Raw genomic sequence first — 14,381 nt, 5'->3', positions numbered from 1 at the left:
GTGGTGGGGGTCGGCACCCCTGCCCGGCCCCCCGGACAGAAGGGACCGTTGACGGCGATGCAGATTCGGCTGACCGTCCTCGGGCCGCGCAGCGCCCACCCGGGCCGTTCCGGCCACCATCCTGCGCCCGCGTCCGGGCCGCACGCCCTCGTGGGCGCGGTGGACGTCCTGGTCACCGCCCCCGTCGGCACGGCCCTCGCCGCGGTGGCCGGCGGGCTGGCCGACGCGGTCGCCGCGGCCGGGTACGAGGCGGGGGGCGGCAGCGGTGGCGGCGGCACGGCGGTGCTGTACGCGGGGGGCGAGCGGCTGGACCCGCAGCGCTGTGCGCTCGGCGAACCGCCGCTGGTGGACGGCGCGGTGCTGTCCCTGCACGGCCCGGCCGCCCCCGACTCCGACCACTACCCCGGCTATCCCGGCCTGCCCGAGACCGCCGTCGCCGACGCCACGGTCCACCTGGACGTGGTCGCGGGGCCCGACGCGGGCGGCGTCCATCTGCTGCACGGCGGCCAGGTCCGCATCGGCCGCTCCGCCGACGCGGACGTCCCCCTGGACGACCCCGACGTCTCCCGGCTGCACTGCGCCGTCACGGTCGCCGAGGACGGCCGCGTGACCATCGCCGACCTGGGCTCGACCAACGGCACCGCCGCCGACGGCGTCCCGGTGGGCCCCCAGCCGGTGCCCCTGGAGCCCGGGGCGCTGCTGCGGATCGGCGAGTCCGCCCTGCGGCTGCGCGTCCCCGCCACGGCGGCGGCGACCTCGGCCCCCACCCGCCTCCCCGTCCGGGCGGACGGCGAGGGCCACCTCCGCGTCACCCCCGCCGGTGACCATCCCACCCACGCCAAGGCCCCCTGGACCGGCGCCCCTCAGCCCACCACCCCCACCCACACCGCCCAGGGCCCCTGGACCCCTCCCGCCCGCCACCCGGGCACGGGCTGGACGAGGGTGGGCCAACCCGGTGACGAGCCTCACGCGGCATACGACCGGCCCGCCGCCCACGGGGATGCCGACGGCTGGGGCCAGGGCACGGCTGCGGCCCCCGGGCCGCGCGGCGACGCGGGCACCGGGGCCCCCGACGGACCACGTTCCGGCCGCCGGAACGACGACGGGTGGGGGCCCGGTGCGGGCGCGGCCCCCGGGCCGCGCGGCGACGCCGCCGGACGCGGCCGGGGCCCCTCGGCCGCCGGCGACCAGCCGTACGAGGACCCGTCCACCGCCCGCACCCGCCGCACTGAGCGCGCCCCCGGGGCCGGAGCCGCCGGGCAGGGCCCGGCGGGGCAGCCCGCGCGAGGCGCCCAGGGCCGGTCCGGCGCGGGCGGCGGCGCGCATCAGGGCCACGGCCCGCGGCCGACCGGCAGCCGCCGCCCGGACGCCGCCCAGGACCACCGGCCCACACCGCGTGGAACCACTGGCGACCCGGCGGGTCCCGGTGGTGCCCCTTACGACGGCGCGGCCGCGGGCCGCGGCGGGCCGGGCGAGGCCGAGGCGGGTTACGGCCCGGCGGGTTACGGCGACGCCCGGCGCGGCGGTCAGCCGTACGGCCGAGGACGCGGTCAGGAGGGCCCGCAGGGGGCCTCCGCCGACGGAGGCTACGGCGGGGCGCCGTACGGCGGCCGTACCGCCGGTACGGGCCACGGCGGCGCCCCCGGGCAGCGGGGCGCCGGGGAGCGTACGCATGGCGCGGGGTATGCGCTGGACGCGCCGGGGGCGCAGGCCCGGCGGCGGGGGATAGGGGCCTGGGTGCGGCAGTTGGCCGGGGGGAAGGCGGCCGAGCGGGGCACGGGGGTGCCGGAGGACCGGGGCGCGGCGGCGCGTGCGGCCGCCGAGGCGGAGGCGCTGCAGCGGCGGTGGCCGGATCCGGCCACCCTGCTGATGACGGCGCTGGGGCCGGGCTCGCGCCTCTGGGAGCGCGCCCCCGGCCATCCGGACGCGCTCACCGTGCGGCTGGGCTCCGCCGACCACCTGGCGGCCGACGGCGGGCTGCTGGCCGCCGCGCCCGTGACCGTCGATCCGCGGCAGTGCGGTTCGCTGGGGCTCGCGGGCCCCCGGGCGCGGGTCGCGGGGCTCGCCCGGTCCGTGGTGGCGCAGCTGGCGGCCCTGCACTCACCGGCCGCGCTGGAGATCGTGCTGATCAGCGGCGAGGAGCGGCTCGCCGAGTGGTCGTGGCTCGGCTGGCTGCCGCACGTCCAGCCGTCGCGCGGGCAGGACTGCCGGCTGCTGCTCGCGTACGACGTGGAGCAGGCCACGGCCCGTACGGAGGAGCTGACCCGGCGGCTGGAGGACGGGCCGCTGGGCCCCGGCTGGGCGAGTGCCTCCCCGGCCGCCGCGCAATCCGTGGCGGCGCGCCACTTCGGGCCGTACACCGTGGTGGTCGTGGACGGCGCCCCCGGTCCGGCGGCGCTGCACAACACGCTCGCCCGGCTGGCGGTGAGCGGTTCCGCGGCCGGAATCCATCTGCTCTGTCTGGCCGAGGCGCCCGCCGCGTCGCCCACGTCCCCGCTGCCCATGAGCTATGAGGCCGCGCGTTCCGCGTCCGCCGCCTTCGCGGCGTGCGGGGTGGCGGCCGTGCTGAGCGGCGACGTGGCCACGGGTCTCCAGATCGTGCACGGGAACGGGACCGCGCCCGGCACGAGTGGGGTCGACGGGATCACCGGCGCGACCGGCGCCACCACGACCGTGACCGTGGACGCGGTGTCGGCGGCGTGGGCCGAGCGGTTCGCGCGGGCGCTCGCGCCCCTGCGCCCGGCCGCCTCCGCGCAGGACGGCGCGTTCGGCGGCTCCGAGGGCCCGCCGACCGTCCCGCTGCCGGACTCGGCGCGGCTGCTGGACGAGTTGGGGCTGGCGCGGGCCACGCCCGCGTCGCTGCTGGCCCGTTGGGCGGCCGCGGCGGACGAGGTCCCGGCGGGCGGCCGGGCGCTGGCGGTGCTCGGCGCCGGGCCGCGCGGCCCGCTCGCGGTCGATCTGGCCGCCGAGGGGCCGCACGCGCTGATCGACGGCGCGGCGGGCACCGGTAAGACGGAGCTGCTGCGCTCGTTCGCCGCCTCGCTCGCGGCCGCCGAACGGCCGGACCGGCTGGAGCTCATCCTCATCGACGGCGCCGGGTCCGGGGCCGGGTCCGGAGCGGGCGAGGGGCTGCGGGTGTGCACGGACCTGCCGCATGTCTCGACGCATCTGTCGGCCACCGACCCGGTACGGATGCGGGAGTTCGCGCAGGCGCTCAGCTCGGAGCTCAAGCGCCGCGCCGAACTGCTGGGCCGGGAGGACTTCACGGCTTGGCACGACCGGCCCCACCACCCCGGCGACGGCGAGGGCATCACGGATCCGGGCGGCACCATGGGCGCCAACACGGGCGCGCCCGGCCCCGGCGCGCCGGGCGCGGCCGGTGGGCCCGGTACACGCCGTACATCCGGGGTGCCCGGTGCAGCCGGTACGCCCGGTACGGCCCGCGCAGCCGGTGCGCCCGGCTCACCCGGTACATCCGGCGCCAGTTCGCCCGGTACGCCAGGTGGAGCCGGCGCACCCCGTACAGCCGGTTCGTCTGGCGCACCCGTCGCCGGTTCGCGCGGTTCATCCGGCGCACCCGGCACTGGTACGCCCGGCGCACCCGGCTCAGCCGGTACACCCGGCCCAGCCGGTACCCCCGGTGTCGCCCGCGCCGCCCACACGGGCGGTGCGCCCCGAGTCGTCGCGCCCCGCCCGCCCGGCGATATCGACCCTCCCCCGAGCGACACCCTCCGCACGCTCAATCTGCGCGCCCAGCGCGCCGCGAGCGCGGCGCCCGCCCGTCCTCGTTCCCTCCTCCCCCGGCTCGTCGTGCTCGTCGACGACTTCGACGCTCTGGTGGCCCCGGCCCTCGGCAGCCCCGGCCGTCCGGCGTCCGGTTCGGTCGTCCGCGCGCTGGAGGCGATCGCCCGCGACGGCGCACGCCTCGGGGTGCATCTGGTCGTGGCGTCCGGCCGTCCGGACCGTACGGCGGACACGGCGGCCGTCGAGCGGGCCGCACTGCGGATCGCCCTGGACGCGCGCCCGCTCAACCCCGCGCCCTCGGCGACCTCCGCGCGTCCAGCCGGCTCCGCCCACCCCGGCGAGCCCGAAAGATCCGAGACATCCCCCGCCGCCTCGACACGCTCGGTCACCTCCACCCCCGGCGCCGCAGCCGCCCCGGGCGGCGACCCGGCACCGGGCCGTGGGCGGCTGTTCCGCCCGGATGACACCGCCGGAACGCCGTTTCAGGCGGGTCGGGTGACCGGACGGATACCGCGCACCGCGACCCAGCGGCCCACCGTCGTACCGCTGGAGTGGCGGCGGATGGGCGATCCGCCCGCCCGCCGGCCGCTGCGCGAGCTCGGGAACGGCCCCACCGACCTGGCGCTTCTCGCCAGTGCCCTGCAGCGCGCCGCGCAGTCGGCGGACGCGCCCACCGCACCCGCGCTGATCTGACCGACCCCGCCCGCCACCGCCCACACTCTGCCCGATATCTGTCCGATTCCCGCCCGTTTCGCGCCGGTTGCCGTCACCCCTGGCCGGGTTTCCGATCCGTTCCGGCCATCCCCATCCTCCCGTCTGTCCCACCTGTACCGTTTCACGGCCGACCCTTCATCACGGCCCGGTCACGATCCGTGAGTGAACGCCGGACGCAGTATTGCCACGTTCGGTGACCGGGCGTAGGACTACTCAGCACGGGACACGGCCGCGCGGGGGCGGCCGGCATCGGAGGGAACACGGGGATGCACGTATCGCTTCCTGCGAAGCGTTCGACACGAGCCGCGGTGGCCCTGCTGGCGGCGGGAGCACTCATGCTCACCGCCGCGGGCTGCGGCGGCGACGACGGAGACACGGTCAGCGGCGGCCCACCGCCCAACACCGTGCGGCTGCCACCTCTGAAAGGGCAGAAACTCCAGGTCACAGCGGTCTGGACGGGCACCGAGCAGGAGAACTTCACCAAGGTGCTCAAGGAGTTCGAGAAGCGCACCGGCGCCAAGGTCTCCTTCGTACCCAGCGGTGACGACATGGCGGGCTTCGTCGGCTCGAAGGTCGCGGGTGGCGCCCCGCCGGATGTCGCGATGGTCGGACAGGTCGGCGTGATGCGCGAATTCGCCCAGAAGGGCTGGGCGAAACCGCTCGACGCCGCCGCCAGGGCCGAGTTGGCCAAGAACTTCGCCAAGGGCTGGCAGGACCTCGGCTCGTACCAGGGCAAGCCCTACGGGGTGTATTTCAAAACCAGCAACAAATCCCTGCTCTGGTACAACACCTCCGCGTTCGACTACGCGGGTGCCAAGGTGCCCAAGACCTGGCGGGAATTCCTGGAGCAGGCCCAGCTGATCTCCGACTCCGGCACCGACGCGGTCGCGATCGGCGGCCAGGACGGCTGGACGCTCACCGACTGGTTCGAGAACGTCTATCTCTCCCAGGCGGGCGCGGAGAAGTACGACCAGCTCGCCCAGCACAAGATCAAGTGGACCGATCCGTCGGTGAAGAAGGCGCTCGAGACGCTCGCCGAACTCTGGGGTACCAAGGGCCTGGTCGCGGGCGGCCGGAGCGGCGCGCTCCAGACCGCGTTCCCGGACTCCGTCACCAAGGCGTTCGGCAACAAGGCCGAGCCGGACGCGGGCATGGTCTTCGAGGCCGACTTCGTCGCCGCCAACGTCGCCGACGCGGGCGCGGAGCTGGACCAGGACGCGAAGGTGTTCCCGTTCCCGGCGGTGGGCGAGGACGCGCCGGTGGTGACCGGCGGCGACGTCGGCGTGGCGCTGAAGAACAGCAAGGCGGCGCAGGCGCTGCTCACCTTCCTCGCCTCGCCCGACGCCGCGACCATCTGGGCCCAGTCCGGTGGCTTCATCTCGGCGAACAAGAACGTCAAGTTCAGCGCCTATCCCAATGCTTCGATGCGCAAAATCGCACAGGCGCTGATCGCGGCGGGCAACAACTTCCGGTTCGACATGTCCGACCAGGCGCCCGCCTCCTTCGGCGGCAAGCCGGCGCAGGGTGAGTGGAAAGCGCTCCAGGACTTTCTCAAGAACCCGAGGAATGTCGAAGGCATCCAGCGCCAGCTGGAGCGGGATGCCGCCAAGGCATACAAGAACTGACGACTCGACCGGGAGAACCACATCATGTCGACCGCGACAGCGGACGGCGCGGCCACACCTGGCCGGGCATCGTCCTCCCCACCGGCCAATCGGCCGAGCGCAAGTGCGCGGAAGAGCCTCATGGGCACCCGGCCCTGGCTGGCGGCGGTCTTCCTGCTGCCCGCCCTGGTGCTGCTCGGGGCGCTCGTCGTCTATCCGATCGTCTACTCCGTCTACCGGAGTTTCTTCGACGCCTCGGGCAATGGCTTCGTCGGCCTGGACAACTACCAGGAGATGTTCTCCGACGACGCCACCAAGACGGCCATCAAGAACAATGTCATCTGGCTGATCCTGGCCCCGACCGTCTCCACCGCGCTGGGCCTGATCTTCGCCGTGCTCACCGAGCGGGTGCGCTGGGCCACCGCCTTCAAGCTGGTCGTCTTCATGCCGATGGCGATCTCCATGCTGGCGGCGGGCATCATCTTCCGGCTGGTCTACGAGCAGGATCCGGACAAGGGCGTGGCGAACGCCATGTGGGTGAGCGTGCATGACTCCTTCAGCGAGTCGCCGCCGTTCCCCGGCGCCCATCCGCGTCCCACCGCCGGGCTGACCGAGGCGCCGAACGGCTCGTTCACCACCAAGGACACCGTGCGCGCCGGCACCCCCGCCTCGCTGCCGCTGGTCGCGGCCAAGCGCGGGGACATCAGCGGGGCGCAGGACGCCAAGGCCGCCAAGGCCGAGCCCGGGAAGATCACCGGCACCGTCTGGTTCGACTTCACCCGGGGCGGCGGTGGCGAGCAGGGCGTCCTCGACAAGGGCGAGAAGGCGATGGCCGACCTCAAGGTGGAGGCGGTCAAGAACGGCAAGGTGGTCGCCAGGACCACGACGGCGGCGGACGGCACGTACTCCCTCCCCGCCAAGGCCGAGGGCGCCCAACTGCGGCTGCCCGCCTGGAACTTCTCCGAGCCGTACAACGGCGTGGACTGGCTCGGCCCGTCCCTCGTCACCCCGGCCATCATCGGCGCGTACGTCTGGATCTGGGCCGGTTTCGCGATGGTGCTGATCGCGGCGGGGCTCGCGGGGGTGCCGCGTGAGCTGATGGAGGCCGCGCGGATGGACGGCGCCAATGAGTGGCAGGTCTTCCGGCGGATCACGGTGCCGATGCTGGCGCCGGTGCTCTCGGTCGTCGTCGTCACGCTGATGATCAACGTGATGAAGATCTTCGACCTCGTCTACATCATCGCGCCCGGCCCCTCCCAGGACGACGCCAACGTCCTCGCCCTTCAGCTCTTCCAGTCCTCCTTCGGCACCGACGTCAACCAGGGCCTCGGCAGCGCGATCGCCGTGCTGCTGCTGTTGCTCGTGCTGCCCGTCATGTTCATCAACATCCGCCGGATCCGAAGGGAGAGCCGCCGATGACCAGCGCGGACACGGTCGTACAGGCGAAGCAGTCCCCGGTCGCGCGGATCGCCGCCCGCGCCGGCGGCGGGGCCCTGCGGGTCGTCCTGATCCTGGTCGGCCTGCTGTGGCTGATGCCCACCGCCGGACTGCTGCTGTCCTCCCTGCGGGACCCGTCGGAGGTGGATCTCTCCGGGTGGTGGAAGGTCTTCACCGACCCCGGACAGCTCACCTTCAGCGGCTACGACCATCTGCTGGGCAACCAACAGATCACCGACTCCCTCTGGACCACCCTCGCGATCACCGTCCCGGCGACCCTGCTGGTCGTGGTGATCGGCGCCCTGGCCGGCTACGCCTTCGCCTGGATGGACTTCCCCGGCCGCGACGTGTGGTTCCTCATCGTGGTCGGCCTGCTGGTGGTCCCGGTCCAGGTCGCGCTGATCCCGGTGGCCAAGCTCTTCGGCGAGATCGGCATCTTCCAGACCACCACCGGTGTGGTCCTCTTCCACACCGCCTTCGGCCTCCCCTTCGCGATCTTCCTCCTGCGCAACTTCTTCGCGGAGATCCCCCGCGAACTCCTGGAGGCCGCCCGCCTGGACGGCGCGGGCGAACTGCGGCTCTTCGTGCGCGTCGTCATGCCCCTCGGCGGCCCGGCCATCGCCTCGCTGGGCATCTTCCAGTTCCTCTGGGTCTGGAACGACATGCTGGTCGCCCTGATCTTCGCCGACAGCGGCAACCCGCCGATCACGGTCGCCCTCCAGCAGCAGGTCCGCCAGTTCGGCAACAACATCGACATCCTCGGCCCCGGCGCCTTCGTCTCGATGCTGATCCCGCTGGCGGTCTTCTTCGCCTTCCAGCGCCAGTTCGTGGCGGGCGTGATGGCGGGCGCGGTGAAGTAACGCACCCCGCGACGGCAGGCGGCCCGGCACCCCTTCGGGGGCGCCGGGCCGCCCCTTTTCACCTCACGGCGCACCGCACTCCGCCCATACCGTCTTGCCGACGGGGATACGAGGTGTCGTCCCCCAGCGGGTGGCCAGCAGATCCACCAGGAGGAGCCCACGGCCCGATTCGTCATCGGCCGTCAGCGTCGCTGGAATGGCCGGGAGCCGGTCCTCGCGGGCGTCCGAGACCTCGATACGGATGATCCGCGTCGCGGTCGCGCAGGCGAGGCGGAACCGGAAGTCCCGCCCGGTCACCCGGCCGTGCCGTACGGCGTTCGAGGCCAGCTCCGCCACCAGCAGGGCCACCGTGCAGGACGCGTCCGACGCGGGCGGATAACCCCACTCCTCCATCCGCCGCACGGCAAGCCGTCGAGCGAGACGCGCTCCGCGCGGCGTGGCGGGTAACTGCTGGGTGAGTTCCCGGAGTTCGGGCTCGGGGTCCGGCGCCGTGGTCGTCTTCAGCACGGTGTTGTCCATTTCCGTCCGATCGATCTTCCGTACGATTCGCAGCGTGTGCGCATCGTGACGTTCCGTGCCCAAGGATCGCGGCGCTCGGCTCGTCGATGGCGGCGCTCTTCGGGTCCCGGGTCCGCAGACTCCGCACGGCCGCCGGTCTGACCCAGGCCGAGCTGGGCGAGCGGACGCATGTGGTCAGCACCCGGATCACCCAGATCGAGCGCGCGTCCGGGGCGAAACCGACATTCGAGCTGGCGTGCACGCTCGACTCCGTCCTCGAGGCGGACAGCCTGCTGGTGGACATGTGGCCGTACGTCTACCGGGAGGCGTTCCCGGACTGGTCGCGGGCGTTCATGGCCTACTCGGAGCGGGCCGTGTCCATTCGTGAGTACGCCGCGCAGGTGGTGCCCGGTCTGTTGCAGACGAGGGACTACGCGCGGGCAGTACTGAGCCTCGATCCCTTACTCAGTGGGGAGCAGCAGTTGGAGGAGCGCGTCACCGCTCGCCTCGGACGACAGGAGCGGCTGCGTTCACCGGACCGGCCCGAGCTATGGGTCGTCCTGGACGAGGCGGTGTTACGGCGCCCGATCGGTAGCCACTCGCTCATGCGAGCCCAGTTGTACCGGTTGCTGAAAGCAGCCGCCGAACCAGGCATCACCGTGCAGGTGCTGCCGTTCGACCAGGGCGGACACGAGGCGATGGGCGGGTCCCTCACCCTGCTGACCCTGCCGGGCGACGACGAAGTCGCCTACAAAGAAGGTGCTGACTTCGGTCAACTCGTCGAGGAACCAAAGGATGTGAAGCACTACGCGCTGTCCTACGATCGGCTGCGGGCGGCGTCTCTGCCCCCACTCATGTCGCTGGACATGATTCGATCCGTGATGGAGGGCAACCACCGTGGAGCGAGTGTCCCGTCCCGATCTGAACGGCGCCGCCTGGCGCAAGAGCAGCTACAGCAATCAGGCGGGTGGCAATTGCGTGGAGGTGGCCGACGGCATACCCGGCGTCGTCCCCGTCCGTGACAGCAAGCGGCCCGACGGACCGGTGCTGGTCTTCCCGGCGTCCGCCTGGACCGCCTTCGTCGATGAACTGACGACCGGCCACAGCCTCTGATCCCCGTTTTGCCTGGTCGCCGTTGCGGTGTCCGCCCCACGACGCCGCAACGGCCCGCACCGGGTGAGTCCTCGTAATTCGGCCACGCTTGGGAGCCTGAATGTCCGAAATAGGCTCCCCGGCACGCGGAACCTCCCCCGGGCACCGCACATCTTCCGGTGCGCAGGCGCCAACTGACATCGCGCGCCGATTCGTATGCGAGGGGAACCAAAAACTTCATGAAGAGCAAGCTGACCGCCGTGGCCCTTGCGGCCCTCGTCGTCGCCGGCACTGCCGCCACGGCCATCCCGGCCTCGGCCGCCACCACCGCCAAGGCCGCGCCGACCCGCTGCCACACCGCCGACCTCAAGGCCGGCTTCGCCACGGGGGAGGACGCGAAGCCGGAGATGGATCAGACCGAGCGGCAAACCCAGGCGTACATCTGGTTCACCAACCAGAGCAACCGCACCTGCACCCTGTCCGGCTTCGCCGGTGTCGACATGATCGGCGCTCAGAGCACCGACGGCACCTGGTCGCTGGCGCGCTCCTCCAAGACGCCCGAGAAGATGATCCTGGAGCCGGGAGACACGACGGACTTCAGCATCACCCTGCTCCCGGTGGCCGCGTCCACGCCGCAGAAGGAGAAGTTCGTCCCGGCGAAGTTCCTGGTCACCCCGCCGAACGAGACGGCACACTTCACCCTGAAGTGGCCGTTCGGCGGCCAGATCCTCAAGCAGGACGGCGCCACCCACCCGGGCACCTACCTCAACCCGGTCGGGCTGTAACCAAGCTGGACAGCCTCTGAGCTTCCTTGAAGACCGCCACCGTCCCTGAGTCGGCCAGGAACCGGTCGTGTCGTCATTCCGGGTCCGCCGGGTCCTCGTACACGAGGGCCCGGCGGGCCCCGGACTCCCCCAAAGAACTGGGTTGAAGAACTACCCGCCCACCCACCCTTCCTCCTGGTCACCCGTACGAGTGACCAGCTTGCGGGCAAAGCACGCCAGTCGTTACGTTCACGGCAACACGACCGTAAACAGACGACGGCCCCCGGCCGGGACTGGCATCCCGAACGAGGGCCTGACCGATCAGGAAGAGAACGCTTCCCGATGGCTGGCCCGCAGTCTAACGTGCCCACACGCGCCGACGCCGGAGTTCCGACCTCCGGCGTGATCCACGTCCGTACCCGCCTCACCGCCGACTTCACCGTGATCGCCAACGCCCTCGCGCAGCGGCCCGGAAGCGCGGTCACGATCGGCGTCGCGGCGTACATCTCCTCACTCCCCGACGGCACGCCCGTCAGCATCGCCGCCCTGTGCGAGCACTTCACCGAGGGCGAGATCCTGATCTCGCGGGCCTTAAGGGAGTTGGAGTCCGCCGGCTACCTGGAGCGGCGACGGGAACGCGGCCCCGGAGGCACCATCCGCACCCGGACCTACTTCTACGACGTTCCAAATGGCGATGACTCGCCCACCCCACCGCGTCCCCGCAAACCCCGGTCAAACACGGCTCAGGACGCATCCGCCACGCGTACGGCAGCACACACGCCCGAGCCGGAAGCCGCTGCCGACACCAGCCCCAACGTGCCCTCACTCGCCGACGCCGACGAACAGGCCGTAGCCATCCTCACCTCGCTGCGCATAGCCGACCCCCGGCTCATTCTGTCCCGCCACGACGTGGCCGAACTCGCGCCCGCCGTCACCCAATGGCTCGCCGCAGGGGTCGGGCCCGCGCAGATCACCCGTGCGCTCACCACCCGCCTCCCCGACCGCCTCCTGACCCGCCGGGCCCGCATCCTCGCCTTCCGCCTCAGCGAGGCTCCGCTGCCCGTACCCACCCCGGTCCTCCCGCCCAGCACACCGCCCGTTCTCCCCTGGCGGACCTGCGACGGCTGCGACCGCGCCTTCCGCTCCGCGAACAGCGGCCGCTGCCGCGACTGCCGCGCCACATCCGACGCGCCCACGGCCATCCTCTCCGGCGAGGACCCGCGAGTGGCCTGCTGAGCGAAGGTCTCAATGAGCAACAGCCTTCCCCCGGCGGAGTTCTGGAGATTTCTCCAGCCCTACACGGGTCCCGTGACCGACGTGGAACCGGATCAGCGCGCTCGATCTGCCCGAGGTCGCGTGGGACTGGCCCGAGACGCGCTGGGACCGGTTCGCGCGTGACAAGGCGGAGGCGGATCTGTTCCGAGGCGACGGGCTGCTGCACACGAACATCAACCCGAGCAACCTGATCATCGGCCGGAACGGCACCTGGGCCGTGGATTGGGCGTGGCCGACGAGAGGGGCCGCGTTCATCGACGTGGCCTGCCTCGCCATCCAGCTCATCGCGGCCGGGCAGGCGGCCCAGGGGGCCGAGTCCTGCGCCGGTCGCTGTCAGGCATGGGGGAATGCGGACCCTGCCGCGATCGACGCGTTCGCCGCCGCCACCTTGCGCATGTACCAGTCGCGGGCCCGCCGGTTCCCTGATGTCTCCTGGCTCGACGACATGGCCGGGGCCGCTCGGGCCTGGGCGGTTCACCGAGGGGCGGGCGCGTAGGAGCTGGGCGGACTTCCGTTCAGGTGTCGCGCCGCTCCGCCGCCCGCTGGGACTCCTCGACGACGCGGTGCAGTGCCGCCACGTGTCTTTCGAGGGCGGCGCGTCCGGTCGGGGTGAGGGCGAGCCACGTTCGGGGGCGTTTGCCCACGTAGCCCTTCTTCACCTCGACATAGCCCCGGGTCTCGAGCGTGCTGACCTGCTTGGAGAGTGCGGAGGGCGACATTCCCACCGACTCGCGCACCCATCCGAACTCGGCCCATTCCACGCCCACCAGCAGCGACACGATCGACAGCCGCGTCGGGTCGAGCAGGGCGGTGTCGAAGTCAGCGGGATCCATGGGCGAGACCGTTCATGCCGTCCTTACGGTCGCCGCGCATCGCCAGGGAGTTCAGGCCCCGCTGAAGACTGCGGCCGAAGAGGATGAGGGTGGCGCCGAGCACGGCGCCCGCCACCGTCCCCGCGTACGGGAACAGGTGGTCCGGCAGGAAGGGCGCGCCGACGAGGCCGAGCAGCACGACGGCGACGATCGTCATCTGGGCCACCCGTGCGAACCGCGGGGAGATCTCGCTCCTGCGTACGCGGGTGGGCCGACCCAGGAGGGCTCCGCCGCGAGGGGTTCGCAGCATCACCGCGTACGCCACGATCAGCGCGGTGACCGCCAGGGAGATCCCGGAACGCACGCCGTCACCGAAGAAGTCGCGCGCCGCCAGCTCGGCGAAGATCGCGACGCCGAACACGACGCCGACCCAGCGGGATTGCTGCTCCGATGCGCGGGCCAAAGCGGAATAGTCAACGCCAGGACAGTCATGTCCTCCCTGGCGGACCCGCGACGGCTGCGACCACCCAGCGGTGAGGCCAATCGCCTCGGCTTTGCAGTGGCAGGGGCCCCAGCAGCACTCGCCGAAAGAACAACGGAGTAGCCCCTGACCTGGCCCGTTGCTGTGGAGCCGGTGGCTCGTTGGGCTTGAACGAGTGAATCCGGCGGCGAGAGACGCGACGGACGCCGCTCGTTACAGCCTGGGTTCGGCACCGCCGATCATGCGCCGCACATACTCGAGGAAGGCGCGGGTGGCGGGATGCGTAGGGGTGCGCGGCCAGAGCAGGCGCACCGCCACGGGGGCGGAGTCCGCGAGGGGCAGGTAGCGGACACCGGGATGCGGGTGGCTGTGCTCGGTGGCCTCCGTGGTGACGCCGACCGCTTCCCCGGTGGCGATCGTGGTGAGCCACTCGTCGACGTTCGCCACCTCGATGGTGGCGGGCCGCTGCCCGCGGGGCCAGAGGTCGGCCGTGCTGGCGGCAGTGGCGCAGAGCACGACCAACCGGTCGGCAAGGTCGGCCAGACGCACGACGGAACGGCCGACCAGCGGATCGCTGTCCGACACGGCGGCCAGACGGCGCTCCCGGTAGAGCTCCTCGGTCATCAGCTCGGCATCGGTAGTGAGCGGAGTGCGCAGGAAGACGGCGTCGATCTCGCCCCGGCGGAGCGCCGCTTCGGGATCGTCCCGGCGGTGTACCCGCACCGGGACGTCGGGGTGCTGGTCACGCCAGGCCCGCAGCAACGGCACGGTACGGTCGCCGAGAGCCGCCCAGGCGAAGCCGATCCGCAGCGGCCGCGGCCCCGCCTGGGCCTCCGACAGCGCATCGTCCAGTTGCTTGAGGATCAGGTGAGCGCGCTCGTGCAGCAGGCGACCGGCGTCGGTGAGGGAGAGGCGGCGGGTGGTGCGCTCCACCAGGCGCGTGCCGAGCCGGTTCTCCAGTTGCTCCAGGGTCCGGGACAGGGCGGGCTGGCTGATGTGCAGAGCGGCGGCGGCGCCGGTGATGGTGCCCTCGTCGCCGATCGCGGCCAGTGCTCGCAGATGCCGCAGCTCGACATTCATAACCGCCAAGCATAAGCGCT

General features: G+C 72.5%; 13 protein-coding genes. 9 read left to right on the top strand and 4 right to left on the bottom strand.

The annotated features are described in order from the left end of the window. The first annotated feature begins 57 nt into the window (after positions 1–57). The 4 genes from NP777_RS28730 to NP777_RS28715 all read left to right on the top strand — a co-directional run bounded on the left by NP777_RS28730 (position 58) and on the right by NP777_RS28715 (position 8,359). Positions 58–4,437, top strand: a complete 4,380-nt coding sequence (locus NP777_RS28730; RefSeq protein ID WP_256653065.1) for an FtsK/SpoIIIE domain-containing protein — start codon at positions 58–60, stop codon at positions 4,435–4,437. A 287-nt stretch (positions 4,438–4,724) separates the two neighbouring features. Continuing rightward, complete coding sequence (locus NP777_RS28725; RefSeq protein WP_256653064.1) at positions 4,725–6,083, top strand: ABC transporter substrate-binding protein; 1,359 nt, start codon at positions 4,725–4,727, stop codon at positions 6,081–6,083. Between the two features lie 24 nt (positions 6,084–6,107). Continuing rightward, the gene (locus NP777_RS28720; protein WP_256653063.1) at positions 6,108–7,481 is read left to right on the top strand and encodes a carbohydrate ABC transporter permease; all 1,374 of its coding nucleotides are present in this window, start codon (positions 6,108–6,110) and stop codon (positions 7,479–7,481) included. Further along, positions 7,478–8,359: a carbohydrate ABC transporter permease gene (locus NP777_RS28715; protein ID WP_256653062.1), complete on the top strand. Its 882-nt coding sequence runs from the start codon at positions 7,478–7,480 to the stop codon at positions 8,357–8,359. Before NP777_RS28720 ends, NP777_RS28715 begins: the two co-directional genes overlap by 4 nt. Before the next feature lie 63 nt (positions 8,360–8,422). On the opposite strand, the gene NP777_RS28710 is transcribed toward NP777_RS28715, so the two are convergent. Continuing rightward, complete coding sequence (locus NP777_RS28710; protein WP_256653061.1) at positions 8,423–8,878, bottom strand: ATP-binding protein; 456 nt, start codon at positions 8,876–8,878, stop codon at positions 8,423–8,425. Between the two features lie 86 nt (positions 8,879–8,964). Between NP777_RS28710 and NP777_RS28705 the strand changes: the two genes are divergently transcribed. From NP777_RS28705 to NP777_RS28685, 5 genes are all read left to right on the top strand, one after another. Further along, positions 8,965–9,879, top strand: coding sequence for a helix-turn-helix domain-containing protein (locus NP777_RS28705; protein WP_256653060.1), 915 nt, complete (start codon positions 8,965–8,967; stop codon positions 9,877–9,879). After that, positions 9,842–9,970: a DUF397 domain-containing protein gene (locus NP777_RS28700; RefSeq protein ID WP_256653059.1), complete on the top strand. Its 129-nt coding sequence runs from the start codon at positions 9,842–9,844 to the stop codon at positions 9,968–9,970. The genes NP777_RS28705 and NP777_RS28700 overlap by 38 nt, the downstream gene beginning before the upstream one ends. 218 nt (positions 9,971–10,188) lie before the next feature. Then, positions 10,189–10,734 carry a DUF4232 domain-containing protein gene (locus NP777_RS28695; protein ID WP_256653058.1) on the top strand — a complete coding sequence of 182 codons (546 nt, stop codon included), beginning with the start codon at positions 10,189–10,191 and terminating at the stop codon, positions 10,732–10,734. Between the two features lie 321 nt (positions 10,735–11,055). Next, positions 11,056–11,949 (top strand): hypothetical protein, encoded by an 894-nt coding sequence (locus tag NP777_RS28690; RefSeq protein ID WP_256653057.1) that lies wholly within the window; start codon positions 11,056–11,058, stop codon positions 11,947–11,949. Between the two features lie 256 nt (positions 11,950–12,205). Then, positions 12,206–12,484 (top strand): hypothetical protein, encoded by a 279-nt coding sequence (locus NP777_RS28685; RefSeq protein ID WP_256653056.1) that lies wholly within the window; start codon positions 12,206–12,208, stop codon positions 12,482–12,484. Between the two features lie 19 nt (positions 12,485–12,503). Here the strand turns inward: NP777_RS28685 and NP777_RS28680 are convergent, their stop codons facing one another. From NP777_RS28680 to NP777_RS28670, 3 genes are all read right to left on the bottom strand, one after another. Continuing rightward, positions 12,504–12,821, bottom strand: a complete 318-nt coding sequence (locus NP777_RS28680; RefSeq protein ID WP_256653055.1) for a winged helix-turn-helix domain-containing protein — start codon at positions 12,819–12,821, stop codon at positions 12,504–12,506. Then, the gene (locus NP777_RS28675; protein WP_256653054.1) at positions 12,808–13,263 is read right to left on the bottom strand and encodes a hypothetical protein; all 456 of its coding nucleotides are present in this window, start codon (positions 13,261–13,263) and stop codon (positions 12,808–12,810) included. The genes NP777_RS28680 and NP777_RS28675 overlap by 14 nt, the downstream gene beginning before the upstream one ends. 231 nt (positions 13,264–13,494) lie before the next feature. Beyond that, a complete protein-coding gene (locus NP777_RS28670) occupies positions 13,495–14,361 on the bottom strand; it encodes a LysR family transcriptional regulator (RefSeq protein WP_256653053.1) in 867 nt (288 codons plus the stop codon). Positions 14,362–14,381 lie beyond the last annotated feature (20 nt).

This window comes from Streptomyces rugosispiralis, assembly GCF_024505145.1.
Lineage (GTDB): Bacteria > Actinomycetota > Actinomycetes > Streptomycetales > Streptomycetaceae > Streptomyces > Streptomyces rugosispiralis.
The sequence above is the reverse complement of the archived record's forward strand: the minus strand, read 5'-3'. Positions and strand labels throughout refer to the sequence as shown.

Excerpts from the sequence above, each read along its gene's own strand:
- NP777_RS28705 (WP_256653060.1), top strand. The coding sequence starts at position 8,965 with ATGGCGGCGCTCTTCGGGTCCCGGGTCCGCAGACTCCGCACGGCCGCC.
- NP777_RS28725 (WP_256653064.1), top strand. The coding sequence starts at position 4,725 with ATGCACGTATCGCTTCCTGCGAAGCGTTCGACACGAGCCGCGGTGGCC.
- NP777_RS28730 (WP_256653065.1), top strand. The coding sequence starts at position 58 with ATGCAGATTCGGCTGACCGTCCTCGGGCCGCGCAGCGCCCACCCGGGC.
- NP777_RS28720 (WP_256653063.1), top strand. The coding sequence starts at position 6,108 with ATGTCGACCGCGACAGCGGACGGCGCGGCCACACCTGGCCGGGCATCG.
- NP777_RS28695 (WP_256653058.1), top strand. The coding sequence starts at position 10,189 with ATGAAGAGCAAGCTGACCGCCGTGGCCCTTGCGGCCCTCGTCGTCGCC.
- NP777_RS28715 (WP_256653062.1), top strand. The coding sequence starts at position 7,478 with ATGACCAGCGCGGACACGGTCGTACAGGCGAAGCAGTCCCCGGTCGCG.
- NP777_RS28710 (WP_256653061.1), bottom strand. The coding sequence starts at position 8,878 with ATGGACAACACCGTGCTGAAGACGACCACGGCGCCGGACCCCGAGCCC.
- NP777_RS28670 (WP_256653053.1), bottom strand. The coding sequence starts at position 14,361 with ATGAATGTCGAGCTGCGGCATCTGCGAGCACTGGCCGCGATCGGCGAC.
- NP777_RS28690 (WP_256653057.1), top strand. The coding sequence starts at position 11,056 with ATGGCTGGCCCGCAGTCTAACGTGCCCACACGCGCCGACGCCGGAGTT.
- NP777_RS28680 (WP_256653055.1), bottom strand. The coding sequence starts at position 12,821 with ATGGATCCCGCTGACTTCGACACCGCCCTGCTCGACCCGACGCGGCTG.